General features: G+C 65.8%; 22 protein-coding genes and 2 tRNA genes. 14 read left to right on the top strand and 10 right to left on the bottom strand.

Going from position 1 to position 24,072, the window contains the following annotated elements; genetic code table 11:
- Positions 1-37: 37 nt before the first annotated feature.
- From WC585_RS01625 to WC585_RS01605, 5 genes are all read right to left on the bottom strand, one after another.
- Positions 38-1,777, bottom strand: coding sequence for a patatin-like phospholipase family protein (locus WC585_RS01625; RefSeq protein WP_373255776.1), 1,740 nt, complete (start codon positions 1,775-1,777; stop codon positions 38-40).
- A gap of 117 nt (positions 1,778-1,894) precedes the next feature.
- The gene (locus tag WC585_RS01620) at positions 1,895-2,281 is read right to left on the bottom strand and encodes a DUF1489 family protein (protein WP_373256770.1); all 387 of its coding nucleotides are present in this window, start codon (positions 2,279-2,281) and stop codon (positions 1,895-1,897) included.
- Between the two features lie 17 nt (positions 2,282-2,298).
- Positions 2,299-4,287: a biotin carboxylase N-terminal domain-containing protein gene (locus WC585_RS01615; protein WP_373255775.1), complete on the bottom strand. Its 1,989-nt coding sequence runs from the start codon at positions 4,285-4,287 to the stop codon at positions 2,299-2,301.
- 53 nt (positions 4,288-4,340) lie between these two features.
- Complete coding sequence (locus WC585_RS01610; protein WP_373255774.1) at positions 4,341-5,246, bottom strand: enoyl-CoA hydratase-related protein; 906 nt, start codon at positions 5,244-5,246, stop codon at positions 4,341-4,343.
- A gap of 62 nt (positions 5,247-5,308) precedes the next feature.
- Positions 5,309-6,916: a carboxyl transferase domain-containing protein gene (locus WC585_RS01605; protein ID WP_373255773.1), complete on the bottom strand. Its 1,608-nt coding sequence runs from the start codon at positions 6,914-6,916 to the stop codon at positions 5,309-5,311.
- 266 nt (positions 6,917-7,182) lie between these two features.
- On the opposite strand from WC585_RS01605, the gene WC585_RS01600 reads away from it, so the two are divergent.
- Complete coding sequence (locus tag WC585_RS01600; RefSeq protein ID WP_373255772.1) at positions 7,183-8,529, top strand: MATE family efflux transporter; 1,347 nt, start codon at positions 7,183-7,185, stop codon at positions 8,527-8,529.
- 181 nt (positions 8,530-8,710) lie between these two features.
- Positions 8,711-10,417, top strand: coding sequence for a methionine--tRNA ligase (gene metG, locus WC585_RS01595; RefSeq protein ID WP_373255771.1), 1,707 nt, complete (start codon positions 8,711-8,713; stop codon positions 10,415-10,417).
- 52 nt (positions 10,418-10,469) lie between these two features.
- On the opposite strand, the gene WC585_RS01590 is transcribed toward metG, so the two are convergent.
- Together WC585_RS01590 and rlmB are read right to left on the bottom strand one after the other, a co-directional pair.
- Complete coding sequence (locus tag WC585_RS01590) at positions 10,470-11,309, bottom strand: TerC family protein (protein ID WP_373255770.1); 840 nt, start codon at positions 11,307-11,309, stop codon at positions 10,470-10,472.
- 53 nt (positions 11,310-11,362) lie between these two features.
- Positions 11,363-12,277 (bottom strand): 23S rRNA (guanosine(2251)-2'-O)-methyltransferase RlmB, encoded by a 915-nt coding sequence (gene rlmB, locus WC585_RS01585; RefSeq protein WP_373255769.1) that lies wholly within the window; start codon positions 12,275-12,277, stop codon positions 11,363-11,365.
- A 146-nt stretch (positions 12,278-12,423) separates the two neighbouring features.
- On the opposite strand from rlmB, the gene WC585_RS01580 reads away from it, so the two are divergent.
- From WC585_RS01580 to WC585_RS01565, 4 genes are all read left to right on the top strand, one after another.
- Positions 12,424-12,507, top strand: a tRNA-Tyr gene (locus WC585_RS01580).
- 74 nt (positions 12,508-12,581) lie between these two features.
- Positions 12,582-12,655 (top strand) — tRNA-Gly (locus tag WC585_RS01575).
- Positions 12,656-12,703: 48 nt separating this feature from the next.
- Positions 12,704-13,894, top strand: coding sequence for an elongation factor Tu (gene tuf / locus WC585_RS01570; RefSeq protein WP_373255768.1), 1,191 nt, complete (start codon positions 12,704-12,706; stop codon positions 13,892-13,894).
- A 128-nt stretch (positions 13,895-14,022) separates the two neighbouring features.
- A complete protein-coding gene (locus WC585_RS01565; RefSeq protein WP_373255767.1) occupies positions 14,023-15,627 on the top strand; it encodes a carboxylesterase/lipase family protein in 1,605 nt (534 codons plus the stop codon).
- Here the strand turns inward: WC585_RS01565 and WC585_RS01560 are convergent.
- The 3 genes from WC585_RS01560 to WC585_RS01550 all read right to left on the bottom strand — a co-directional run bounded on the left by WC585_RS01560 (position 15,620) and on the right by WC585_RS01550 (position 17,634).
- Entirely contained in the window at positions 15,620-16,660 is a 1,041-nt protein-coding gene (locus WC585_RS01560; RefSeq protein WP_373255766.1) for a L,D-transpeptidase family protein, read from the bottom strand. The genes WC585_RS01565 and WC585_RS01560 overlap by 8 nt on opposite strands.
- Positions 16,661-16,729: 69 nt before the next feature.
- Positions 16,730-17,470, bottom strand: a complete 741-nt coding sequence (locus WC585_RS01555) for an SGNH/GDSL hydrolase family protein (protein WP_373255765.1) — start codon at positions 17,468-17,470, stop codon at positions 16,730-16,732.
- A complete protein-coding gene (locus WC585_RS01550) occupies positions 17,467-17,634 on the bottom strand; it encodes a hypothetical protein (RefSeq protein ID WP_373255764.1) in 168 nt (55 codons plus the stop codon). Before WC585_RS01550 ends, WC585_RS01555 begins: the two co-directional genes overlap by 4 nt.
- A 166-nt stretch (positions 17,635-17,800) precedes the next feature.
- On the opposite strand from WC585_RS01550, the gene WC585_RS01545 reads away from it, so the two are divergent.
- From WC585_RS01545 to rplB, 8 genes are all read left to right on the top strand, one after another.
- Positions 17,801-18,961 carry a GNAT family N-acetyltransferase gene (locus tag WC585_RS01545; protein WP_373255763.1) on the top strand — a complete coding sequence of 387 codons (1,161 nt, stop codon included), beginning with the start codon at positions 17,801-17,803 and terminating at the stop codon, positions 18,959-18,961.
- A 7-nt stretch (positions 18,962-18,968) separates the two neighbouring features.
- A complete protein-coding gene (locus WC585_RS01540; RefSeq protein ID WP_373255762.1) occupies positions 18,969-19,877 on the top strand; it encodes a cupin-like domain-containing protein in 909 nt (302 codons plus the stop codon).
- Positions 19,878-19,975: 98 nt separating this feature from the next.
- A complete protein-coding gene (locus WC585_RS01535) occupies positions 19,976-20,869 on the top strand; it encodes a GIN domain-containing protein (RefSeq protein ID WP_373255761.1) in 894 nt (297 codons plus the stop codon).
- 308 nt (positions 20,870-21,177) lie between these two features.
- Positions 21,178-21,483 (top strand): 30S ribosomal protein S10, encoded by a 306-nt coding sequence (gene rpsJ / locus WC585_RS01530; protein WP_105563630.1) that lies wholly within the window; start codon positions 21,178-21,180, stop codon positions 21,481-21,483.
- 22 nt (positions 21,484-21,505) lie between these two features.
- Complete coding sequence (rplC, locus tag WC585_RS01525; protein WP_373255760.1) at positions 21,506-22,258, top strand: 50S ribosomal protein L3; 753 nt, start codon at positions 21,506-21,508, stop codon at positions 22,256-22,258.
- Positions 22,258-22,926 carry a 50S ribosomal protein L4 gene (gene rplD, locus WC585_RS01520; protein ID WP_373255759.1) on the top strand — a complete coding sequence of 223 codons (669 nt, stop codon included), beginning with the start codon at positions 22,258-22,260 and terminating at the stop codon, positions 22,924-22,926. Before rplC ends, rplD begins: the two co-directional genes overlap by 1 nt.
- The gene (locus WC585_RS01515) at positions 22,926-23,231 is read left to right on the top strand and encodes a 50S ribosomal protein L23 (RefSeq protein WP_373255758.1); all 306 of its coding nucleotides are present in this window, start codon (positions 22,926-22,928) and stop codon (positions 23,229-23,231) included. The genes rplD and WC585_RS01515 overlap by 1 nt, the downstream gene beginning before the upstream one ends.
- Before the next feature lie 4 nt (positions 23,232-23,235).
- Positions 23,236-24,069 (top strand): 50S ribosomal protein L2, encoded by an 834-nt coding sequence (gene rplB / locus WC585_RS01510; RefSeq protein WP_373255757.1) that lies wholly within the window; start codon positions 23,236-23,238, stop codon positions 24,067-24,069.
- Positions 24,070-24,072 lie beyond the last annotated feature (3 nt).

Genomic DNA, 24,072 nt, shown 5'->3' with positions numbered 1-24,072 from the left:
GCTGTCCCTAAAACCTGGCCCACGCTGGCGCTGACCCTTAGCCCCGTCTGGTCTTTCTCTGTCGCATGGCGGTGATGGGGCCATCGACTTTGGACAGAGCCGCCAGTGTCGCCTGGTATCCGACCATCACAGTCGGCTCGTAGCTCTTCCAGTCCCGGATTTCGGTACCCTCGGGCCTGGGCTGGACCAGGATGTCGGTGGCCCCGCGTGAGACCTCCAGTTCGGCATCCGTGGTCAGGGTCGCCGAACGCATCAGGATGGACACAATTGGGGGGCCGCGACGCCAGGCCCCGGTGGCCAGAAAGCGCCAGACGGATGGCGGGTGCAGTATGACCTGAGGATCCACGCCGCGCGCCTGGGACATGTCCACACCGATGACGGGACCGCTGTTCATCTGGCGCATGACCGCCGTAGGCAGGTTGTTCAGCACCGCGCCGTCGACCAGCACCTGTCCGTCGATGACGATGGGGGGCAGCAGGCCGGGGATGGCGATGGACGCCCGCATCGCCTTGCGCATCATGCCGCGTCGGTGGACCTCGATCTTGCCGCTGGTAAGGTTGGTCGAGACCGCAAAGAAGGGCCGCACCGTATCGGCCAGGTCCATGTCGCCATAGGCGTCGATCAGCAACTGATCCACCTTCGCGGCCCGTGTCATGGCCAGCATGGGAAAGGTGATGTCCGACAGCGGGTTCTTGACCACGAATGCGCGGTGGATGCGGGCCTCCAGCTCCTCCTGCGTCCAGCCCAGGGCCGGGCCAGCGGCGATCACCGCCCCCATGGAGGAGCCGCCGACGAAGTCTATTGGCACGTTCGCCTCGTGCAGCGCGCGCAGCGCTCCGATGTGCGCATAGGCGCGGGCTCCGCCCCCGGAGAAGACCACGCCCACGGCGCTGCCGGTCAGGACGCGGGCCATGCGCTCCGCATCGTCCGTGGCCCCCTCCACCGCCTGAAACCAACGTCCGGGCTGGATGGCGTCGATCCAGGCGGCGGTATTGGCGGGCCGCTTCATACGCGGATCGCGCATCAGGATCAGGTCGGTCCGGCGCTGGGCATCCAGCACGCCGGTATGCGGCATTGGCCGGTTGGGTGGAGCCAGAAGACCGTTGCCGACGACGAAGACGCGGTCCACCTGGCGTGCGCAGAGTGCAGCCCAGGCGGGCTCGTCCAGCTCCGCGACATAGAGCACATAGTCGTGCGTATCCTCGACCCGGCTGAACCAGTCGGCGGCGGAGGTCAGGGCGGAGTGGTCGATGACCTGACAGGTAAAGCCATTCGCCTGAATCGCTGCGGCGATCCTCTCGACAAAGGCGCGGATGGGGCGCTGGCGGGCCGAGACAAAGCCGAAGACGCTGGGCTCGCCCCCACCGGACCGCCGGTCGCGTGCCCTCTGGATCATCAGGCGAGACAACTCGACCATCAGGTCGGGTTCCTTGCGCGCAGCTTCGAAAAAGGCGTCGCGGGGCAGGGCCAGGACTTCGCAGTCGCGCAGGGCGACGACATCGGCGGTGTGCTCGGTGCCCGCCATCATGGCCATTTCGCCTGCGGGTTCCCCGGGGCGGATGACGCCGACGAACTCGGGCGGGCGGTCCTGATGAGCATCGCGCCGGAAGACGCCCAGACGGCCGCTGCGCAGCAGGTACAGGGTGTCGGCGGGTGTCCCCTCAGCAAACAGGATTTCGCCGCCGGTCAGGGCAAACCAGCTGGCGCGGGTATTCTTCCCTCCCTCGAAGATGCGGTGCAGGGCGTCTTCAAGCCGGTCGGAGCGGGGAAGGGGCATCTGGGAGGGCTAGGTTTTAGGGGTTAGGTTCTAGGGAAAGTCGGGATGAGACCGCATGATGGCGCGAGTCTTCAATCCTTCCCTAGCCCCTAAAACCTAATCCCTAGAACCTGATCCCTACCACGCCCCCATTTCTCTCAGCTTCTTGGCCAGATCGTCGGGCAGGTCACCGGCGTCCATGGTCGACAGGTCCAAGGGGGCGTCTTTTGGCTCCAGATAGCGCCAGCCCTGGAAGGGGCGGCGGGCCTGGGGCGCGGTGCGGATGACTTCCGGGTGCAGGCGGATGTGGCACATGCTGGTCTTGCCCTCGCCCTTGGTGGTGATGTCGGCGATGGGCATGCGGCAGGTGACCGAGCCCTTCATGACCCAATAAAGGCAGCCGCCGTCCTCCAGCTCCTGTGCGCGCTTGGGGGTCATGCGGGTGTGAACCGTCAGCCAGTCGCCCTTGGCGACACGGCGCTCCAGCGTCTCGACCTTGGCCACGCCGACGCAGAGCTTGATCATGTGCAGGGTGGGTTGGCTCACCCGGCCGACGCCTCGACCGTAGCCAGCACGGCATCTGCTCCTACCTGATCACCCACGTTGGCGTTGACGGCCCCGATGACGCCGTCGAACGGCGCGACCAGAGCGTGTTCCATCTTCATGGCCTCCACCACGATAACGGGCTGACCCTTGGTCACGGTGTCCCCGGCCTTGGCGGGGGTCGCGACGATCTTGCCGGGCATGGGCGCGCGGAGCGAGCCGTCGGAGGCGGTGCCGGTTCCGCCACTGCCTATTGCAGATGCTTGCGGGCGCTCAATCTCCCAGACTTCGCCACGGTCAAAGATCAGATGAAGACCGGAATTCTGTTCACGATAAGCCAGACCACGATCTCCCACCGTGACCAGATCATAGTGTTCCGTGACGTCAAAAGCATGCTCGTCGATGATCACCCGCGCGGTGGCACCGCCTGCATCATACCGGACGTCTCCGGTAACGACCTTTCCATTGCGTGATGCGCGATAAAAAGCGCGGTTAGCCGCGTTGAGCCGCACGCCATGAGCCTGATCCCACGGGCCAAACACGTCCCTGCTCCCAGTCCGCAGGTCCCACCGGGTGTCGCCAGCCACTAGAGCAAGCGCCACAGCATCCAGTTCCCGGTCGGTAGGTTCTCCGAGAAGGCTGGTTTCTTCGGACGCTATAAAGGCCGTATCGACGTCTCCCGAACCGAACCGTGGATGACGCAGGCAACGGGCGAGGAAGGCTGCGTTAGTCCGAACAGGCCAGACTTCGACGTCTTCACATGCGTCAGCCAACTGGGTCGCCGCAGCGTCTCGCGTTTCAGCATGCACAATAAGCTTGGCGATCATCGGGTCATAAAACTGGCTGACTTCTCCAAGCCGCTGCACACCCGTGTCTACCCGAATGTGGTCCGGCATCTCAAAGTGCCAAAGCCGCCCGATGCTCGGCAGGAAGCCGTTGGCGGGGTCTTCCGCATAGAGCCGTGCCTCCATGGCCCAGCCGTTCAGGGGGATGTCGGCCTGTTTCAGGGGGATGGGCTCGCCCGCCGCGACGCGAAACTGCCATTCGACCAGGTCGACACCGGTGATGGCCTCGGTGACCGGGTGTTCGACCTGAAGCCGGGTGTTCATCTCCATGAACCAGATGCGGTCGGCCTTCAGCCCGTCAGAGGCGTCGGCGATGAATTCGATGGTGCCGGCCCCCTCATAGTTCACGGCCTGGGCGGCGCGGACGGCGGCGGCGGTGACAGCGTCGCGGGTCGCCTGGTCCATACCGGGGGCCGGGGCCTCCTCGATCACCTTCTGGTGGCGCCGTTGCAGGGAGCAGTCGCGCTCATGCAGGTGGACGACCGTGCCGTGGCTGTCGCCGAAGATCTGCACCTCGATGTGGCGCGGGCGGGTGATGTAGCTCTCGATCAGGACGCGCGGATCGCCGAAGGAGGACTGGCCCTCGCGCTGGGCGCTGGCCAGGGCGTCGGCGAAGTCTTCGGCCCGGTCGACCTTGCGCATGCCCTTGCCGCCGCCACCGGCGACCGCCTTGATCAGCACGGGGAAACCGATGCGCGCGGCCTCGGCGGCAAGGAAGTCGGCGTCCTGATTTTCGCCCTGATAGCCCGGGGTGACGGGCACGCCCGCCCCGATCATCAGCTTTTTCGCCGCATCCTTCAGGCCCATGGCGCGGATGGCGGCGGGCGGTGGCCCGATCCAGACCAGCCCGGCGGCCATCACGGCCTCGGCAAAGTCGGCGTTCTCGGACAGGAAGCCATAGCCGGGGTGGATGGCCTCGGCCCCTGTAGCCCTGGCTGCGGCCAGAACCTTGGCGGCGTCCAGATAGCTCTCGCGCGCCGGGGCCGGGCCGATCAGGATCGCCTCGTCCGCCTCCCGCACATGAAGGGCGCGGGCATCGGCCTCGGAATAGACGGCGATGGTGCGGATACCCATGCGGCGGGCGGTCCGGAACACGCGACAGGCGATCTCGCCACGGTTGGCGACAAGGACGGATTTGAACATGAACCCGTTCTAGCGAGCCGATTCACCCCGCGCCACTGGCCTTGAGCGAACGCCTACTGTGACCAGTTCGGCTTGCGCTTTTCCAGGAAGGCTCCGACGCCTTCCTGGCCCTCGGGCGAGACGCGGGCGCGGGCGATGCGTTTGGCGGTCTCTTCCATCAGGCCGTGGTCGATCTTCTGGCCGGCCACGTCGTTGACCAGGCGTTTGGCGTCGCCCATCGCGCCGGGTGCGTTTCCGGTCAGGCTGTCGGTCAGCATGGAGATGAACTCGTCGATCGACCCCTCGGGCAGGACCATGTCGATCAGCCCCGCATGCGCGGCATAGTCGGCGTCGAAGATGTTGGCGGTCAGGAACAGCTGGCGCGCGCGGCGGGCACCGACCGCTTCGACGACATAGGGGGCGATGGTCGCGGGGATGAGGCCCAGCTTGACCTCGGAGAAGGCAAAGCGCGTGCCCTCGACGGCCACGGCCATGTCGCAGGCGGCGACGATGCCAGCCCCGCCGCCCATGGCCGCGCCCTCGACCAGGGCCACGGTTAGGGCCGGGATATCGTGCAGGGCCTTGAGCATTTTCGCCAGGCCCATGGCGTCGTCGCGATTGTCGCCCTCGCTCCAGCGTGCGGCATCGGCCATCCAGCCCAGATCAGCCCCGGCGGAGAAGGTGCCGCCTGCGCCGCGAATGAAGACTACGCGCACATTGTCCGCCCCGTGCAGGGTCTCGAACGCTTCATACAGGGCCGCGATGGTGGCAGCGTCGAAGGCGTTCTTCTTGTGCGGGCGGTTGATGGTGACGAAGACGGTCCCGTCCACGGTCGAATCGATCTGGATCAGGTCGTCGTTGGCATCCGGGGCCGGGTCGGCGACCAGGGGATGGGAGATGGCGTTGATCTCGGCCGCCTCGGCATCGGTGATGTCCAGGGCGTTGATGTCGGAGTCGGTAGGGGTAGGTTTGTCGGTCATAGGAGGCCTAACGCTTCAATCGTGATCCTTCTCCCATGATTGGAAGAAGAGTTTCTTCCAGCTTACATCCTGAACACGCCGAACGTGGTGTCCGGAATAGGGGCGTTCAGGGAGGCGCTGATGGCCAGGCCCAGCACATCCCGCGTCTGGACAGGGTCGATGATGCCGTCGTCCCACAGGCGGGCGGTGGCGTAGTAGGGGTTGCCCTCATCCTCGTATTTCTGGCGGATCGGGGCCTTGAAGGCCTCGGCCTGATCCTTGGTCCAGGTATCGGCATCGCGGTGGACGGTGGCGAGGACGGATGCCGCCTGTTCGCCGCCCATGACGCTGATCCGGGCATTGGGCCAGGTGAACAGGAAGCGCGGATTGAAGGCACGGCCGCACATGCCGTAGTTGCCGGCCCCGAAGCTGCCGCCGATCAGGACCGTGAATTTGGGCACCTCGGCACTGGCGACAGCCGTGACCAGCTTGGCCCCGTGTTTGGCGATACCCTCCGCCTCGTACTTGCCGCCGACCATGAAGCCACTGATGTTCTGCAGGAAGACCAGCGGGATCTTGCGCTTGCACGCCAGTTCGATGAAGTGCGCGCCCTTTACGGCGGCCTCGGAGAACAGCACGCCGTTGTTGGCCAGGATGGCGACCGGATAGCCCCAGATGCGGGCGAAACCGCAGACCAGGGTGGTGCCGTACAGCGCCTTGAATTCCTCGAACTCAGAGCCGTCGACGGTGCGGGCGATGACTTCGCGCACATCATAGGGCGCGCGGACGTCGTCGGGGATGATGCCGTACAGCTCATCCGGATCAAGCGCGGGCGCGCGCGGTTCGCGCACGTCCAGCGGCATGGGTTTGACGCTGTTCAGATGGCCGACGATGTCGCGCACGATCTCCAGCGCATGCTCGTCGTTCTCGGCCACATAGTCGACGACGCCGGAGCGGCGACCGTGGGTCTCGGCCCCTCCCAGTTCCTCGGCACTGATGACTTCGCCCGTCGCCGCCTTCACCAGCGGCGGGCCGGCCAGGAAGATGGTGCCCTGGTTGCGGACGATGACCGTCTCGTCCGACATGGCCGGAACATAGGCGCCGCCTGCGGTGCAACTGCCCATGACGCAGGCGATCTGGGGGATGTTCCGTGCGCTCATCCGCGCCTGGTTGAAGAAGATGCGGCCGAAGTGGTCGCGGTCGGGAAAGACCTCGGCCTGGTGCGGCAGGTTCGCCCCGCCCGAATCGACCAGATAGACGCAGGGCAGGTTGTTCTGTTCGGCGATCTCCTGGGCCCGCAGGTGTTTCTTGACCGTCAGGGGGAAGTAGGCCCCGCCCTTCACCGTCGGGTCGTTGGCCACGATCATGACCTCGCGGCCCGAGACGCGGCCGATGCCGCAGATCATGCCTGCACCGGGTGCACCGTCGGGGTCCTTGGCATCGCCATACATGCCGTTGGCGACCAGCTGCCCGATCTCCAGAAAAGGCGAGCCGGGATCCAGCAGACGCTCCACCCGGTCACGCGGCAGCAGCTTGCCGCGCGAGACGTGGCGGTCGCGAGACGCCTGCGATCCGCCCAGGGCGGCCTTGGCGACCTTGTCGCGCAGCTCGGCATTCAGGGCGGTGTTGTGGGCGTGCAGGGCCTTGAAGGCGGCGCTGTTGGGATCGATCAGGGACGTCAGCTTGGGCATGCGATGGGTTTAGGGCGGTTGAGGCGGCGGGGGAAGTGAGGAGGTGTTCTCCCTCCCCCTCGGGGGGGAGGGGCGTCGAGGCGAAGCCGAGACGGGGTGGGGGCGGTTCGGCAAAACAAACCCGGTGCTTGGGTCGTCGAGCCCTCCCCACCCGGTCGCTTCGCGACCACCCTCCCCCGACGGGGGAGGGAGAAAAGCTGTGCTTATGCCTTCATCCGGTTTCCTTGGTTGACCCCGCTCAATCCCCGTGGCCTGTGCCGCGTCCCATGACCCTGCTCAGCTTACAGACCCGTTCGACCTTGCGTGACCTGCTCAACCTGGCCTGGCCGGTCGTGATGGCGCGGATCGGCATCATGACCATGGGGCTGACCGACGTGATCGTCGTCGGCAACTATTCGGGGATCGAGCTGGCCTACAGCTCCCTTGCCCTGGCCCCGACCGCCATCATCGTCACGACCGCCGTAGGCCTGATGATGGGGGTACAGGTCATGACGGCCCAGCTTATAGGCGAGGAGCGACGGGCCGAGGTCGGGGGCGTGCTGCGGCGCGGCGTCGTCTATTCACTGCAGATCGGCATCGTTTCGACGCTGGGACTGATCCTGATTGGGCCGTGGGCGCTGCAGAACATGGGTCTGGCCGACGGCCTGGGCGAAGGGGCGTCCCCGGTACTGATCGTTCTGGCACTGTCCATGCCAGGCTATCTGGTCAGTGTGGCGGCACAATTCTTTCTGGAAGCCATGAACCGGCCGCGTGCGGGGATGTGGGCGATGTGGGTGGCCAACGGCATCAATCTGGTGCTGAACCTGCTGCTGGTGCCGGACATTCTGGGGCTGGGTCTGGATGGAGCCGTTGCCGCAGCGTGGACCACCTTCTTTGCGCGGACCTCGCTGGCGGTGTTTCTGATCGTTTACATTTTGCGCATGCCGGAGGCGCGGGCGCTGGGCATCTTCGACAAGCCGAAACGTGACCGGAAAGCCGAGCACGAGCAGCGTAAGGTCGGTTATGGCGCGGGCTCCAGCTATTTCATCGAGGTCGGGGCCTTTGCGGCCATGACCTTTATCGCCGGCCAGCTGGGGGCGATCGAGACCTCGGCCTGGACCATTGTCCTGAACGTCTCGGCCATCGTCTTCATGATCCCGATGGGCATGTCGTCGGCGACGGCGGTGCTGGTGGGCAAGGCTTACGGCGCAGGCGACGGGCGCGGCGTGATGCGGGCGGGGCTGGTCGGGCTGGCGGTCGTGACGGTTCTGACGTCGATTGTCGCCGTGGTGCTGTGGCCGACGGCGTCCTGGGTGGCCAGCGCCTACAACCGCGATCCGGCCCTGCTGGCGGTGGTCGTGCCGGCGCTGGTGCTGGCCACGCTGTTTTTCGTGGCTGACGGCATTCAGGTGGTTTCGGCCTCGGCCAACCGGGCGGCGGGCGACGTCTGGTGGCCGACGATCATGCACTTCGCGGCCTACAGCCTGATCATGATGCCGGTCGGCTGGGTGCTGGCCCACCAGATCGGCGTCGATGGCCTGGTCTGGGCCGTGATCATCGCCAGTCTGGTGTCCTCGGTGTTGCTGACGGGTCGTTTCATCCGGGTGGCGCGGCGACTGCCCAAGTTTGCCTAAGGCACGCCCACGTCCGTTTCTGACGCAGACGTCGTGCAAGGTTGCCTGTCGTCGAAACGGAGCGACCAGGCCATGTGGACTGAGTGGACTCAGTGGACTGTGTTTTAATGCGCCGACAGCGAGGTGACGTTGGTGGTCGCGCCCTCTATATCCGTCGCCTTCCCCAAGATACTGGATACCCATGGCTCGCATCCTGATCACCTCGGCCCTGCCGTACATCAACGGCATCAAGCATCTGGGGAATCTGGCGGGCTCCATGCTGCCGGCGGATGTCTATGCGCGCTTCAAGCGGGCCCAGGGTCATGAGGTGCTCTACATCTGCGCCACCGATGAGCATGGCACCCCGGCCGAGCTGGCCGCCGCCGCCGCCGGTCAGGATGTGCGCACCTATTGCGACGAGCAGCACGAGATCCAGAAGGCGGCGGGCCAGGCCTTCGGCCTCAGCTACGACTGGTTCGGCCGGTCCTCGAATGCGCCCAACCAGCGCCTGACCCAGCATTTCGCCAAGGTTCTGGAAGAGCGTGGCCTGATCGAGGAGCGGGTGGATCGGATGATCTATTCGGTCGACGACGCGCGCTTCCTGCCCGACCGCTATGTCGAGGGGACCTGCCCCCACTGCGGCCACGTCGGGGCGCGCGGTGATCAGTGCGACAACTGTGGGCGTCTGCTGGACCCGACCGACCTGATCGATCCCTATTCGGCGGTATCCGGGTCGCGGAACCTGGAGGTCCGCGACACCCGCCACCTGTATCTGCTGCAGACCAAGCTGGAACAGCCGATCCGCGACTGGATCTCCACCAAGTCCGACTGGCAGACCCTTGCCAGGTCCATCGCGCTCAAACATCTGGATGAAGGCTTGATCGACCGGGGCATCACCCGCGACCTGAAATGGGGCGTGCCGGTGGTCGGACCGGATGGCGGGCCGCGTCCGGGCATGGAGGGCAAGGTCTTCTACGTCTGGTTTGACGCCCCGATCGAATACATCGGCGCGACCGAGGAATGGGCGGATGCAACGGGCCGGACCTGGCGCGACTGGTGGCGGACGGACGAGGGGGCGGACCACGTTCGCTACGTCCAGTTCATGGGCAAGGACAATGTCGCCTTCCACACCGTCAGCTTCCCGGCGACCATCCTGGGCTCGGGCGAGCTGTGGAAGACGGTCGATACGCTGAAGGCCTTCAACTGGCTGAACTGGTATGGCGGCAAGTTCTCGACGTCGCAGAAGCGCGGCGTCTTCATGGATCAGGCGCTGGAGCTGCTGCCCGCCGACATCTGGCGCTGGCACCTGACGGCCTATGGCCCCGAGCATTCCGACGCGGCCTTCACCTGGGAGCAGTTCCAGTCGACGACGAACAAGGACCTGGCCGATGTGCTGGGCAATTTCGTCAACCGGATCGTCAAGTTCGCCGAGAGCAAGTTCGAGGGCAGAGTGCCGGACGGCGGTGAACCCGGGCCGCTGGAGATCAAGCTGGAGGCCGACATGCGGGCCGGCATCGCGGAAGCTACGGCCCAGTTCGAGGCCATGGAGTTCCGCAAGGCGGCGGTGGCGCTGCGCGCCGTCTGGGTGCTGGGCAATGAGTACCTGCAGGAAGCAGCGCCCTGGACCGCCTTCAAGACCGATGTCGAACGCTCGGGTGTGGCGGTCCGCACAGGCCTGAACCTTGTGGCCCTGTTCGCTCGCCTGGCCGCGCCGGTTATGCCGGAGACGGCGGCCAAGATCGCCGCCACGGTCGGGGCGACGGACCTGAGCTGGCCAGAGGCCGATGCGCCCCTGCTGGACCAGCTGCCGCGCGGTCAGGCCGTGGCCGCCGCCGCCGTGCTGTTCACCAAGATCGAGGACAGCCAGGTCGCTGAGTGGTCGGAGCGGTTCGGCGGCAGCGACAGCTGAAGCCGACCGTCACGGCAACAAAAAAAGGCCCGGATTGCTCCGGGCCTTTCTTTTATTCGGGGGCAGGGACCGGGGTGGTCACTGGCGGGACCGCCGACGGCTGCGGTGTCGCAGGGGCGGGCAGGGCGCTGTCCTCGCTGCGGATGCCCTTCAGATGTTTGGCCTCTTCCTCGGGCGTGATGTCCAGCCAGGCGGGGGCGGCGTTGTTGAACTCGGCCATCCTGTCTGTCCGCACGATTACGGAGCGGGCTCCGTCCCAGATCATGTGCAGGGCGACGTACAGGACGATGACGAGGCCGACATAGCCGATCCAGCGATGCTTGGTCAGCAGCTTGGCGATGAAGGTTGCGGCCACACCCATCAGGGCGATCGACAGTACTAGGCCGAAGACCATGATCCAGGGGTGGTCGTGGGCGGCACCCGCGACGGCCAGGACATTGTCCAGCGACATGGTTACATCGGCGATCATGATCTGCAGCAGGGCAGCACCGAAGCTCTTGCGCTTGATGCCCAGTTCCTCGGGCGACGGACCTTTGCCGTGCTCGATCTGCATGGCCAGTTCCAGCTCGGCCTCGGCCTCGGCCTGGTCGTGGGTGGCCTGCTCACGCAGTTCGCGCCACATCTTCCAGCAGACCCACATCAGCAGGACGCCACCCGCCAGCAGCAGGCCGACGATAGCCAGAAGCTGGACCGTGATCAGGGCAAAGCCGATGCGCATGACGACGGCAGCGGCCAGGCCGATCAGGATGGCCTTGCGGCGCTGTTCGGCGGGCAGGGCGGCGGCGGCCAGGCCCACAGCCACGGCATTGTCGCCAGCGAGGACCAGATCGATCATCAGCACCTGGCCCAGGGCGGCCAAGGCTTCGGGGGTAAACAGTTCTGCGAATTCCATTTTCGCTCTCTAGCGGGGCGCGGCGAACGCGCCAAGGGGATTGGCGGTGGTGGTTATCCCGCCTGCTTCTTCGACGCTTCGTAGAGCGCCACGGCCGCCGCATTGGAGACGTTCAGGCTCTCGAAGCCGCCGGGCATGGGGATTTTCGCCAGCACGTCGCAGTGTTCGGCGACCAGGCGACGGATGCCATCACCTTCGGAGCCCATGACCAGAACGGTGGGGCGCCCGTCCAATGCTTCCTCCAGCGTCTGTTCGGCCGAGCCGTCCAGACCGACGGCACGCCAGCCCATGTCGGCCAGGGTCTCCAGCGCGCGGCTGAGGTTGGTGACACGGGCACAGGGCAGGCGCTCGGTTGCGCCGGCCGACGCCTTGGCCAGGGCACCGGCCAGGGCGGGGGAGTGGCGATCCTGCACGACGATGCCCTTGGCACCGAACGCCAGAGCCGAGCGGAAGATGGCCCCGACATTCTGGGGGTCGGTCAGTTGATCCAGCATGACGATGACGCCGCCTTCACCCGCGATGTCTTCCAGGGCGACGCCTTCCAGCGGCTGGACCTTGAAGGCCAGGCCCTGATGCACGGCACCGGGGGGCAGCATGCGGTCCAGCGCCTGGATGTCGATGGTCTCGATCTTGTGGCCGTGGGTCAGGTCGCCCTTGGTCAGCTCGGCGGCGCGGTCCTCTGTGGCCAGCAGACGGCCCATGCCCTTGCGGGCGGGATTGGCCAGGGCCGCCAGCACGGGATGGCGGCCCCAGACGAAATTGTCGGCATCGGCCTTTGCCCTGGATGGTCGCGGCCGCGAATCAAACGGCTTGGGCGTCGGGTTGGGATTCCATCCGCTGCGGTCCGGACCGGCGTCGCGCGGAGGCTTGGCATCCTTGCGGGGTCCGTCCGCACGGGGCGCGGAGGTCTTTCCGAAGGTCGGTTTTTTACCCGATTTCCGGTCGTTGCGTTCTGGATTTCTCGACACTATAAGACGCCCTCCGATTTGGAGCCCTGAGGGCTTTCGGGTCTGGCGCCCCTCCTAAACCAGGCGACGCAAGACACGTAGAGCTTTTGTTGCATCCGAGACCGAAAGGTCGAGGGCGCATCGGTCCGACGGTTCGAAAACGCGCTGGGGGAATGTCCCGAGTGGCAAAGGGGGGGGACTGTAAATCCCCTGCGTAAGCTTCGTAGGTTCGAGTCCTACTTCCCCCACCACGCGCTTTCGAAACGACGAACCGGTCCCCATATCGGGTCGGCTGCCGAGGCTGAACCGCCGAGGCGGTCTCCGCGCGGGTATAGTACAATGGTAGTACAGCAGCCTTCCAAGCTGAATATGTCGGTTCGATTCCGTCTACCCGCTCCAATATTTTGACGAACCAATCCGCCCGCTGGCGGTCAAGGAGATTTGGCCATGGCCAAGGAAAAGTTCGAACGTAACAAGCCGCATTGCAACATCGGCACGATCGGTCACGTTGACCATGGCAAGACGACGCTGACGGCGGCGATCACGATGACGCTGGCCAAGGCCGGTGGTGCCAAGGCGATGAACTACGCCGACATCGACGCTGCGCCGGAAGAAAAGGCCCGCGGCATCACAATCAACACCGCGCACGTGGAATATGAGACGGCCAACCGTCACTATGCCCACGTCGACTGCCCCGGCCACGCCGACTATGTGAAGAACATGATCACCGGTGCCGCCCAGATGGACGGCGCGATCCTGGTGGTGTCGGCCGCCGACGGCCCGATGCCCCAGACCCGCGAGCACATCCTGCTGGCCCGTCAGGTCGGCGTGCCGGCCCTGGTCGTGTTCATGAACAAGGTGGACCTGGTCGACGACGCCGAGCTGCTGGAGCTGGTGGAAATGGAAATCCGCGAGCTGCTGAGCTCGTACCAGTTCCCGGGCGACGACATTCCGATCACCGCCGGTTCGGCCAAGGCCGCCACCGACGGCGTGAACCCGGAAATCGGCGAGCAGCAGGTGCTGAAGCTGATGGAAACCGTCGACAGCTACATCCCGCAGCCTGAGCGTCCGGTCGACCTGCCGTTCCTGATGCCGGTCGAAGACGTGTTCTCGATCTCGGGCCGCGGCACCGTGGTCACGGGCCGCGTCGAGAAGGGCATCGTCAAGGTCGGTGAGGAAGTCGAGATCGTCGGCATCCGTCCGGTCCAGAAGACGACCTGCACGGGCGTGGAAATGTTCCGCAAGCTGCTGGACCAGGGTCAAGCCGGTGACAACGTCGGCGTGCTGCTGCGCGGCACCAAGCGTGAAGACGTCGAGCGCGGCCAGGTGCTGTGCAAGCCGGGCTCCATCACCCCGCACACCAAGTTCCTGGCAGAAGCCTACATCCTGACCAAGGAAGAGGGTGGCCGTCACACGCCGTTCTTCACCAACTACCGTCCGCAGTTCTACTTCCGCACGACGGACGTGACCGGCATCGTGCACCTGAAGGAAGGTGTCGAGATGATCATGCCCGGCGACAACGCCGAGCTGAACGTCGAGCTGATCACCCCGATCGCCATGGACCAGGGCCTGCGCTTCGCCATCCGCGAAGGCGGCCGCACCGTCGGCGCCGGCGTCGTGGCCAAGATCGTCGAGTAATCGACATCGTGGTGCGCTAACGCGCGGCTCGCGGAGCCGCGCTGCTTGAGCGCAGTCTGACAATCAGCCCCGCTGGAGCAATCCGGCGGGGCTTTTTGCTGTCCAGTTCGGCGGCTAGGACAGCGGTGATGCGTCTTTTGCCCCTGATCTTTCTGGTCCTGCTCTCCGCCTGCGCGACGCATCCGGGCAAGGTCGGGTTTGTGCGTTCGGCGTCCGACTATGCCGAGCCTGTCTTGCGGACGCCCGAAGGCGAGCTGCGCGGGATGCGGGGCGCGGGGGTGCGGGCGTTTCTGGGCGTGCCCTATGCCGTCCCGCCGGTGGGCGAGTTGCGCTGGCGGGCACCGCAACCGGTCCAGCCCTGGGCCGGCACGCGCGACGCGACGCGGATCGGGGCGGACTGCACCCAGGCGCTGGGGCCGAAGTCGATCCTGGGCGGTGGGGGCGGGGTGGTCTTCGGCTCCGAGGACTGCCTGTATCTGAACATCTACGGTCCGGCCGTTGCGCCTGAGCGGCTGCGTCCGGTTATCGTCTATCTGCCCGGCGGGGCCTTCACCGTGGGGTCGGGGGCCAACTACGATCCGTCGCGGTTGGCGGTCGAGCAGGACCGGCTGGTGGTCACGGTCAACTATCGGCTGGGTGCGCTGGGCTGGCTGGCGCATCCGGAGTTTGCGGCGGACGGCGGGGGGGTGGGCGGCAACTGGGGCCTGATGGACCAGCAGGCTGCGCTGCGGTGGGTGCATCAGCGGATTGCGGCCTTCGGCGGCGATCCTGGCGATGTGACCCTGATCGGCGAGAGTGCAGGGGCGTGGAGCGCATGTCATTTGATGACGTCTCCGGCGTCGGAGGGGCTGTTCCAACGGGTCATCCTGCAGAGCGGCACCTGTGTGGAGCCGGGCTCGCTGTGGTCGGCGGACGAGGCGGCGGGGGGCGGCGAGACGTTCGCGGCCTCGGTCGGGTGCGAGGGGCCGAATGCGGTGGCCTGTTTGAGAGCGGCTCCGGCCGGGCGGATCGCGCGGGCGGCCTCGACGCGGTCAGGGCTGAACGGGCCGGGGTCCTGGGGGCCGATCTATGGCGATGCGACCGTGCCGCTCGCGCCACCGTTGGCCTTTGTGCAGGGCCGTTTCACCAAGGTGCCGGTCATTGTTGGCAGCAATCGCGACGAAGGGCGGCTGTTCGCGGTCAAGGTGCGGGACACCGAGCGATATCGCGCGCAGACGCTATGGATGTATGGCGACGACGGGCCCGGTGTGCTGGACCGCTACCCCATCGGACCGGAGGGGCCGGGGGCGACGATGGCGCGCAGTTTCACCGATCAGAAGTTCGCCTGTCCCGCCGATGCTTTGAGACGGGTGCTGGCGCGGCATGTGCCGGTATGGGGCTATGAGTTTGCGGACGCGGATGCACCGTTCGCTTTGTCAGCCTTGCTGAACGCGTCCTATGATCTTGGGGCCTATCATGCGTCCGAGGCGACCTATGTCTTCGGCACGAAGTGGATATTTGCCGACCCGGCGCGGTTCACGCCGGAGAAGCGGGCGCTGTCGGACCGGATGATGCGCCTGTGGGCCGGGTTCGGGCATGACGCAGATTTCGAGGCGGGCTGGCCCCGCGCTGCGGACAGCGGTCTGATCCGGGTGTTCCAGCCAACCGGCGACCTGATGGACAACGGCTTCGCCGCCCGAAGCCGGTGCGACTTCTGGGCGACGACGCGGTTCGGACCGGTGGCTCCTAGATAAACTCTACCTCGACGCCCGCCTTGACCGAGGCGGCCAGTTGTTCGGCATCCCAGTTGGTCATGCGGATACAGCCGTTGGAGGCCGTCTTGGCGATCTTGGACGGGTCTGGCGTTCCGTGGATGCCATAGCTCTGGCGGTTCAAACCGATCCAGACCGAGCCGACAGGGTTGTTTGGCCCGGCAGGGACCACGATGGTCTTGTCGCCGCGGTCGTAGCTGACACGGTCGGGGTCGTAGGTATAGTTGGGTTCCGGCGCGATGCCGACGACACGCAGGGTGCCGGTCGGGGCCGGGCGTTCGGTCGAACCGATGGTGGCTGGATAGAAGGCTAGCAGCTTGCCAGACGCGTCGAAGGCGCGGGCCGACCGTTCGGTCTTGTCGATGACGATGCGGGCGACCTCGCCGATCGGGGTATCGCTGATGGCGGGCACGAGGATGCGCTGGCCGGCCTGAAGAGCAACGCCGGGGTTGAGGGCGTCCAGCAGGCCTTCGGTCATGTGAAAGCGCTCGGCCAGTTTTTCCTTCACAGTGGTGAACAGGGTGCCGTTGTCGACCATCTGTTCCAGATTGCTCGAAGGCGCGCTGAACGGGCCGGCGACGTCTTCTGCCGTCAGGGTGTGGACGCGGGTGACGGGACCTGTGTCGGCAGCCGCCAGATGTTGCAGCAGTTCGGCGTCAGGGGCATCGTTTTCGCCCAGATCATTGGCCTTGCGATAGGCCACGATGGCCTGTCGTGTGTTTTCTCCCGCGAGGCCGTCAACGATACCGGGCGAAAAGGTCGAGCGATCAAGCAGGATCTGCAGCCGGATCAAGCCGGGGTCAGCCTGCGGGGGCGTGGGGGTGCCGTTCGTCGGCTGGGCCGGAGCCGCCTCGGGTGCCGCCGGCATGGCGCGCTCGATAGTCTCGGCCTGAATGCCAGCGGGGGCTTGCGTAGGGGGGGCGACTTCGGGGGCTGGTGCAGGGGCCCTATCGGGTTGGTCGCAGGCGGCGAGGGTCAGGACGACGGTGGACAGCAGGATCAGGCGAAGGGTCATGGGAATCCGGTGATGGCGATGGCTTCCATAACCCGCCGTTCGGTCGCCTGTTCCGCTAGAGACGTTCTGTCAGCGCAGCGCGTCCGCCAAACCCTCGGCGGTTACCTCGGCCCAGCAGGCATAGCCCCAGTCATTAAGATGCAGGTCATCTGGGCCCACGCCTCCACGATCCAGCCCCGACCAGTCGGCCATGGCGGTAAAGCGGTGGAGTACAGCATAGCCGGAGGCGGTAGCCTGTTGGTCGATGACGGTGGAAATGTCGCCCAGGGCCGGGTTGCGGCCCCGGAAAGCTGGATTGGTCGTGGTCTCTGGCAGGCGTTGCGGGTCGATCAGCAGGACGTCGGCACGCTCGCGGTCCAGCACCGCTCGCCCGGCCTGGAAATCGGTCAGGATGTCGTCGGTCGAGCGGTCGCGCAGGATGTCGTTGGTGCCCAGTTGCCAGATGACCAGATCGGGTCGGGCCAGGGTGACCTCGGCCTCCAGTCGCATCGCCGTATCACGAGCCGTCTCCCCGCCGATGCCGCGGTTGATCAGCGTCACCTGAACGCCAGGCAGGCGGCGTTCCAACCCCGCCTGAAGCAGGGGCACGAAACCCAGAGACCGGCTGCTCGCCCCGACCCCCTCGATCGAGGAGGAGCCAACGGCCAGGATGACGATCCGCCCGGACTTCACCGCCGCCCGGCTGCGCGTCAGACCGTCGTTGGCGACGACATGGCTGGCCAAGACGGGACAGGCATAGGGCACGCCTTGGGCCAGGGCTGGCGTCGCGATCAGGGTGCCGAGGACGGCGGCGAGTGCAGCTGACTTCAAGGATTGGGCGTTCCGGTTGCGGGGTCGGTGGCGGTGTCGCCGGAGTTGGAACTGCCTTCCGACCCATTGGGCTCGGTCGAGGGACGCGGGGCCTCGCCGTCGTGGGCGGGCTTGCGCTGGTTTTCGGTCTCGGTTTCGCGGGTCGAGGGACGGGGATCGGTCATGTCGGTTCCTTCAAAGCGCATGGGCGCAGGTCTGGCAACGCTTCGGAGACGTGGACGGCTCCCGCTCAGAAACGATTCACCATGCCCGGTCACCCTGTCGAAACGGCGGACGCGTTATGAATGGCAAGAGCGGCAGGCCAGACCGGCCCCGCCGCAGGAGCCCTGGATGTCCCCGCTGCACGTCGAGATCATGGCGACCGACACGATGTCGGAGGCGCAGTGGGACCTGTGGCGCGACATGTTGGCGGCCAATCCGCTGCTCAACAGCCCCTATTTCCGACCCGAGTTCGCACAGATCGCGGGCCAGGTCTGCCCAGGCGCAGCGGTGGCGGTGCTGAGCCGGGACGGCGAGATCGTTGGCTTTTTCCCGCACCAGCGTCGCGGCGGCACGATCCAGCCGTTGGCAGCCCCGATGAACGATTATCACGGCGTCATTGCCATGCCGGGCGAAGTGCCATCGTTGGCCGAGGTGGCCGAAGCCCTGCCGACCTCGAAGCTGAACGTCACGGCCTGGGTCAGGCAGAGCGACGCCGACGGGCCCGGCGAGCAGCGCCGCACGGTGCAGGCGGAGCTGGGCAGTGCGGGCTTCGACGCCTGGTACGCCGAGCGGCGGGCGACCTTCGGCAAATTCTTCAAGGATAAGGAACGCTGCCGCCGCAGCATGCAGACCGAGTTCGGGCCGCTGAGGGTCGAGACCCGGTTGCGCGATCCGGAGATGCTGAACTGGCTGATCGATCTGAAGCGGGACCAGTACCGGCGGACCAGTCGGCACGACATCTTTGCCTGCGGCTGGACCGCCGATCTGCTGCATGCGCTGCTGAAGGCGGACACGCCCGGCTTCTCGGCCTCGATGGCTGCGCTCTGGGCCGGGGATCGGCTGGCGGCGGTGGAGTATTCGCTGTTCGCGGGCGACCAGTGCCATTTCTGGTTTCCGGGCTATGTCCCCGAGCTGTCGCGCTGCTCGCCAGGTATATTGCTGAGCCTGGACACCATGCGGATGGCGTCGGAGACGGGCGTCCGCAGCTTCGACTTCGGCTTCGAGGGCGAGCACTACAAGAAGTATTTCTGCAATGGCGAACGCTGGGTCCGCGATGCAGTCGTCGTCAAACCCGGGCTCGGCGCGACGGTCAGCCAGGCGGCGGTCAGCGCGCTGAACCTGGCCGGGCAGGGGCGGGGCGAGCGGCTGCGCAACAGCGTGCGGCGGCGTTGGGCTGCCATCGAGGCCTGCGAGGTCACGCCGGCCAACCGCCTGAAGGGCGGCCTGCAGGCGGCAGGCGCGGCGCTTGCAAAGCTTTCGGCCAGGACCACCCCTCGTGTTTCGGCCTGAGACAGTCATGACCGCCACCCGCACCCGCTATTCCGGCCCGATCAAGGAGGCCCGTGTGCATCCGCATGGTCTGGTCGATCAGGGCTTTGCGACCGACGAGGCGCTGGCGGCCATGCTGGAACGCTATCCGGCCGAACTGTTCGACATTAATCTGTATGACTATGACGACGAGGATCAGGTCAGCCTGCGCACCGGTGCGCGCGGCCGGTTGAGCGGGGCGGAACTGCTGGCGGCGATCCAGCAGGGGCGGCTCTGGGTCAATCTGCGCGAGGTCGAGCGTGGCTGGCCTGAGCTGTGGGACGCCGCCGCTGTCGAGTTCAAGAGGATCGAGGCGGCCTATCCGGGGATGCGGGCGGTATCGCGTTCGGCTCAGCTGATCCTGTCGTCGCCCAAGGCGCGGGTGCCCTATCATTTCGATGCCGCAGGCGTGGTGCTGTTCCACATGCGCGGCCGCAAGCGCCTGTTCGTCTATCCCGGCGACGAGGCGCATCTGCCCGAGCGCAATATGGAGCAGGTCGTCACGCGACAAACGACCGAGGAAATTCCCTACACCCGTGCTTTCGAGGCTGATGCCCAAGTGATGGATCTGGAGCCGGGCGACGCACTGACCTGGCCCTTCTACGCGCCGCACCGGGTCGAGAACCTGGATCGGTTCTGCGTCAGCCTGTCGACCGAATTCCAGACCTGGCCCACGCGGTTTCGCAACGGCGCACTCTATACCCACGCCGTGATGCGCAGCCGGGGAGGGCGTCCGCGCACGACCGACACCCTGTCCACGCCCGGCATGGCGGCGCGCTGGGCGGCGTCGCTGGCGCTGAAGCGGATGGGGGCGATGAAGAGCCGGATCGCCACCTATGAGCGCGACTTTGAGCCCGAAATCGGCGTGGCCGACGGAGCGGGCGCACTAAAGGCCTGACGGGCAGTTGTCTTACAAAGAGGTCATGACCTCGAGTTAAAGTGACTTCAGCGGACGATGGTCGCACCCTTTCCTCATCAACGGAGAGGGACAGACCCATGAAGTTCGCCATCGCATCCACCGCCGTCATCGCCGCCGCCGTGTTGAGCGTCCCCGCCCAGGCCAAGGCCAGCCCCGAGGTCGAGATCAAGGACGCCGTCGCGCGCGTCGTCGTCATCGTAGAGGATCGCGCTGACGTCGCCGTGGAGGTGACGCAGGGTAACACGCGACTGCCCACGCTACAGGTCCGACGCCGCGGCGATGAGATCGAGATCGACGGCGGTCTCAGCCGCCGCGTCGGAATAACTCGCGTGAGCGACGCAATTCGCAACTGCCGGTCGGGGCCCGCAGATGCGCGCCAGCCTGGTGACGGAGCCTCGGTCGAGGTCCGCGACCTGGGCCGCATTAATGTGTCCGATGCGCCGCTGATCATCGTGCGATCGCCGCGCGATGTGAAGGTCTCAGCCGGCAGCGCGGTGTTCGGGGCCGTCGGTAGGGGGGCTCGATCGGTCGAACTGTCCAACGGTGGTTGCGGCGACTGGGTCGTCGCCAACACGGACGGGGCCCTCGACCTGTCGCTGGGCGGGTCGGGCGACATCCGGACAGGCACGTCGCGCTCGCTGGACGCCTCCCTGGGCGGGTCGGGCACGATCCGGGCAGGGGCGACGGGCAATCTGGATCTGTCGCTGGGCGGATCGGGCGAGGCCTGGGTGGCTGCAGTGGATGGAGAGGTCGACATCGCCATCGGCGGCTCGGGCGAAGTCTCGATACCGCGTGGCCGTGCCTCCAGCTTTGAAGTCGCCATCGGCGGTTCGGGCGACATCGACTTCGGTGGCACTGCCGGAGACGTCAGCGTGGCCATCGCCGGCTCAGGCGATATCCGCATCGCCGAGGTCACCGGCCGGGTCAGCCGCAGCATCGTGGGTTCAGGGAATATCCGCATCGGGCGATAGCGCCAAAAGACTCGCCCTGCCTTGGTTTCGCCGCTTGACGAACGGGGACTCAATCGGCATAAGCGCCAACTCTTGTTGGACCGGCTGTGCATCTCGCTTTGAGTTTGGGATGCAGACGCGGCTCGCAGGAACGACCTCGGACCTGTTCTTTGCAGTGACCCAGGACTTCAGCGGCCTTCGCGGGTAACTGCGTCGGCCGATCGTTTTTGCGGACGTGCGTACTCTGAGGGCATTCGTGCCTGAAGGCCTCCGGTCTTTGAAATGGTTCACAGGGACGCAGGTTCGCCTGCTTGGGAAATACGACCGATATGGATCAAAGCATCCGCATCAGGCTCAAGGCCTTTGATCACCGCGTCCTCGATTTTTCGACGCGCGAGATCGTCAACACGGCCAAGCGCACCGGCGCGACCGTTCGCGGTCCGATTCCGCTGCCGACCCTGATCGAAAAATTCACCGTGAACCGCTCGCCGCACGTCGACAAGAAGTCGCGCGAGCAGTTTGAAATCCGCACGCACAAACGCGTGCTCGACATCATCGACCCCACCCCGCAAACCGTGGACGCGCTCATGAAGCTCGACCTGTCGGCCGGTGTGGACGTCGAGATCAAGATTTAAAGAAACAAAGGCGGGATCCGATATGCGCACGGGCGTGATCGCCAAAAAACTGGGAATGACGCGTCTCTTCGCTGAAGATGGCGCGCATATCCCAGTCACCGTCCTCGAACTGGACGGTTGTCAGGTCGTGGGTCAGCGGACTCAGGAGCGGGACGGCTACGTCGCCCTGCAGCTGGGCGCGGGCTCCAAGAAGGCCAAGAACACCAACAAGGCTCAACGCGAAGCGTTCGCCAAGCTGGAAGTCGAGCCCAAGGCTTATGTGACCGAGTTCCGCATCGATGCGGACAGCCTGCTGGACGTGGGAGCCGAGTTGTCGGCTGACCACTTCGTCGCGGGCCAGAAGGTCGACGTCCAGGCCGAGACGATCGGCAAGGGCTTCGCCGGTGCCATGAAGCGCTGGAACTTCGGCGGTCTGCGGGCTTCGCACGGTGTGTCGCTGTCGCACCGTTCGCACGGTTCGACCGGCCAGCGCCAGGATCCGGGCAAGACCTTCAAGGGCAAGAAGATGGCCGGCCACTACGGCCAGGAAGTCGTCACGACCCAGAACCTCACCATCGTCCGCGTCGATGCCGAGCGTGGCCTCATCATGATCAAGGGCGCTGTCCCTGGTCACGAGGGCACCTGGGTCAAGATCCGCGACGCCGTGAAGAAGGCCCGTCCGGCCGACGCCCCGTTCCCCGGTGGCATCAAGTCGAAGTCGGGCGCTGCTCAACCCGCCGAAACGCCTGCTGAAGAAGCACCGGCCGTTGAAGCGACCGAAGGCGGTGAAGCGTAATGAAACTCTCTGTCATCAAACTCGACGGCAAGGCCGCCGGTGATGTCGAGCTGTCGGACACCGTGTTCGGCATCGAAGACATCCGCGGCGACATCCTGGCCCGTTACGTCAACTGGCAACTGGCCAAGCGCCGCGCCGGTACCCACAAGGTTCAGACCCGGAACGAGAATTCTCGTACCGGCAAGAAGATGTACAAGCAAAAGGGCACCGGCGGCGCTCGTCACGGTTCGCGCCGTGCACCGCAGTTCGTCGGTGGTTCGCGCGCTTTCGGCCCGATCGTTCGCGATCACGGCTTTGATCTTCCCAAGAAGGTCCGCGCCCTGGCCCTGCGTCACGCCCTGTCGTCCAAGGTGAAGTCGGGTGGCCTGGTGGTCGTCGACAGCCTGTCCATCAAGGACGCCAAGACGTCGGCCCTGCGCGAAACGCTGGGCAAGCTGGGCTGGACCCGCACCCTGGTCATCGCTGGCCCGGAAGTGGATGCCAACTTCGCCCTGGCCGCCCGCAACATCCCGATGGTGGATGTGCTGCCGAACGCCGGTCTGAACGTCTATGACATTCTGCGCGCTGACAAACTGGTGCTGACGAAGTCTGCTCTGGAAGCCATCGAGGCGACCTATGCCGACTACAAGCCCTCGCGTCGCGAGCAAGCCCAGAAGGAAGCCGCGTAATGGCCGGCGCAACTCCTACCGCAAAACACTACGACACCATCCTGTCGCCGATCATCACTGAGAAGGCGACGATCCTGTCGGAGCAAAACAAGGTCGTGTTCCGGGTTTCCGGCACCTCGACCAAGGACGAGATCGCTGCGGCGGTCGAAAGCCTGTTCAAGGTCAACGTCCTGAAGGTCAACACCCTGGTTCAAAAGGGCAAGACCAAGCGCTTCCGCGGCATCATGGGCCGTCGGGTCGACATCAAAAAAGCGATCGTGACGCTGGCCGAAGGCCAGTCGATCGACGTCACGACGGGGCTCTGATCAGATGGCCTTGAAAACATACAACCCGACATCGCCGGGCCGTCGCGCCCTGGTGCTGATCGACCGCTCGGAACTGCATAAAGGCCGTCCCGAGAAGTCGCTGACCGAAGGCCTGACCAAGTCAGGCGGTCGTGGTGCCGGTGGTCGTATCGCCGTCCGCTTCCGCGGCGGTGGTGCCAAGACCCTGTACCGCAAGATCGACTTCAAGCGTCGCAAGTTCGCCACGGCGACGGTGGAACGCCTGGAATACGATCCGAACCGGACCGCCTTCATCGCCCTCATCGTCTATGAGGACGGCGAAAAGGCCTACATCATCGCGCCGCAACGCCTGAAGGCGGGCGACACGGTGGTGGCCGGCGAAAAGACCGACGTGAAGCCTGGCAATGCCATGCCGCTGCGCTCGGTGCCGGTCGGGACGATCATCCACAACATCGAGATGAAGCCTGGCAAGGGCGCTCAACTGGCCCGTTCGGCCGGTGCCTATGCCCAGCTGGTCGGTCGCGATCAGGGTTACGCCCAGATTCGCCTCGGCTCCGGCGAGCTTCGCATGGTCCTGGACGGCTGCATGGCCACGGTGGGCGCGGTTTCGAACCCCGACCACATGAACCAGAACCTGGGCAAGGCCGGTCGCAAGCGTCACATGGGCTTCCGTCCGCACGTTCGCGGCGTCGCCATGAACCCGATCGACCACCCGCACGGTGGTGGTGAAGGCCGGACCTCTGGTGGTCGTACCCCGGTTACGCCGTGGGGCAAGGACACCAAGGGCACTCGTACCCGCAAGAACAAGGCGACGGACAAATACATCATCCGTACCCGCCACGTTAAGAAGGCTCGCTAACCG

This window comes from Brevundimonas sp., assembly GCF_041648055.1.
In the GTDB taxonomy this organism is placed as follows: Bacteria; Pseudomonadota; Alphaproteobacteria; order Caulobacterales; family Caulobacteraceae; genus Brevundimonas.
Note: the sequence above shows the minus strand (reverse complement) of the source record. Positions and strands in the feature narration are given on the sequence as shown.

What these genes read in the sequence shown, in the direction of transcription:
- WC585_RS01615 (WP_373255775.1), bottom strand. Translation starts at nt 4,287, where the DNA reads ATGTTCAAATCCGTCCTTGTCGCCAACCGTGGCGAGATCGCCTGTCGC.
- WC585_RS01535 (WP_373255761.1), top strand. Translation starts at nt 19,976, where the DNA reads ATGAAGTTCGCCATCGCATCCACCGCCGTCATCGCCGCCGCCGTGTTG.
- WC585_RS01620 (WP_373256770.1), bottom strand. Translation starts at nt 2,281, where the DNA reads ATGATCAAGCTCTGCGTCGGCGTGGCCAAGGTCGAGACGCTGGAGCGC.
- rplB (WP_373255757.1), top strand. Translation starts at nt 23,236, where the DNA reads ATGGCCTTGAAAACATACAACCCGACATCGCCGGGCCGTCGCGCCCTG.
- WC585_RS01565 (WP_373255767.1), top strand. Translation starts at nt 14,023, where the DNA reads ATGCGTCTTTTGCCCCTGATCTTTCTGGTCCTGCTCTCCGCCTGCGCG.
- rpsJ (WP_105563630.1), top strand. Translation starts at nt 21,178, where the DNA reads ATGGATCAAAGCATCCGCATCAGGCTCAAGGCCTTTGATCACCGCGTC.
- rplC (WP_373255760.1), top strand. Translation starts at nt 21,506, where the DNA reads ATGCGCACGGGCGTGATCGCCAAAAAACTGGGAATGACGCGTCTCTTC.
- WC585_RS01545 (WP_373255763.1), top strand. Translation starts at nt 17,801, where the DNA reads ATGTCCCCGCTGCACGTCGAGATCATGGCGACCGACACGATGTCGGAG.
- WC585_RS01560 (WP_373255766.1), bottom strand. Translation starts at nt 16,660, where the DNA reads ATGACCCTTCGCCTGATCCTGCTGTCCACCGTCGTCCTGACCCTCGCC.
- WC585_RS01605 (WP_373255773.1), bottom strand. Translation starts at nt 6,916, where the DNA reads ATGCCCAAGCTGACGTCCCTGATCGATCCCAACAGCGCCGCCTTCAAG.
- WC585_RS01610 (WP_373255774.1), bottom strand. Translation starts at nt 5,246, where the DNA reads ATGACCGACAAACCTACCCCTACCGACTCCGACATCAACGCCCTGGAC.
- WC585_RS01590 (WP_373255770.1), bottom strand. Translation starts at nt 11,309, where the DNA reads ATGGAATTCGCAGAACTGTTTACCCCCGAAGCCTTGGCCGCCCTGGGC.
- WC585_RS01540 (WP_373255762.1), top strand. Translation starts at nt 18,969, where the DNA reads ATGACCGCCACCCGCACCCGCTATTCCGGCCCGATCAAGGAGGCCCGT.
- WC585_RS01515 (WP_373255758.1), top strand. Translation starts at nt 22,926, where the DNA reads ATGGCCGGCGCAACTCCTACCGCAAAACACTACGACACCATCCTGTCG.
- WC585_RS01550 (WP_373255764.1), bottom strand. Translation starts at nt 17,634, where the DNA reads ATGACCGATCCCCGTCCCTCGACCCGCGAAACCGAGACCGAAAACCAG.
- WC585_RS01625 (WP_373255776.1), bottom strand. Translation starts at nt 1,777, where the DNA reads ATGCCCCTTCCCCGCTCCGACCGGCTTGAAGACGCCCTGCACCGCATC.
- tuf (WP_373255768.1), top strand. Translation starts at nt 12,704, where the DNA reads ATGGCCAAGGAAAAGTTCGAACGTAACAAGCCGCATTGCAACATCGGC.
- WC585_RS01600 (WP_373255772.1), top strand. Translation starts at nt 7,183, where the DNA reads ATGACCCTGCTCAGCTTACAGACCCGTTCGACCTTGCGTGACCTGCTC.
- metG (WP_373255771.1), top strand. Translation starts at nt 8,711, where the DNA reads ATGGCTCGCATCCTGATCACCTCGGCCCTGCCGTACATCAACGGCATC.
- rplD (WP_373255759.1), top strand. Translation starts at nt 22,258, where the DNA reads ATGAAACTCTCTGTCATCAAACTCGACGGCAAGGCCGCCGGTGATGTC.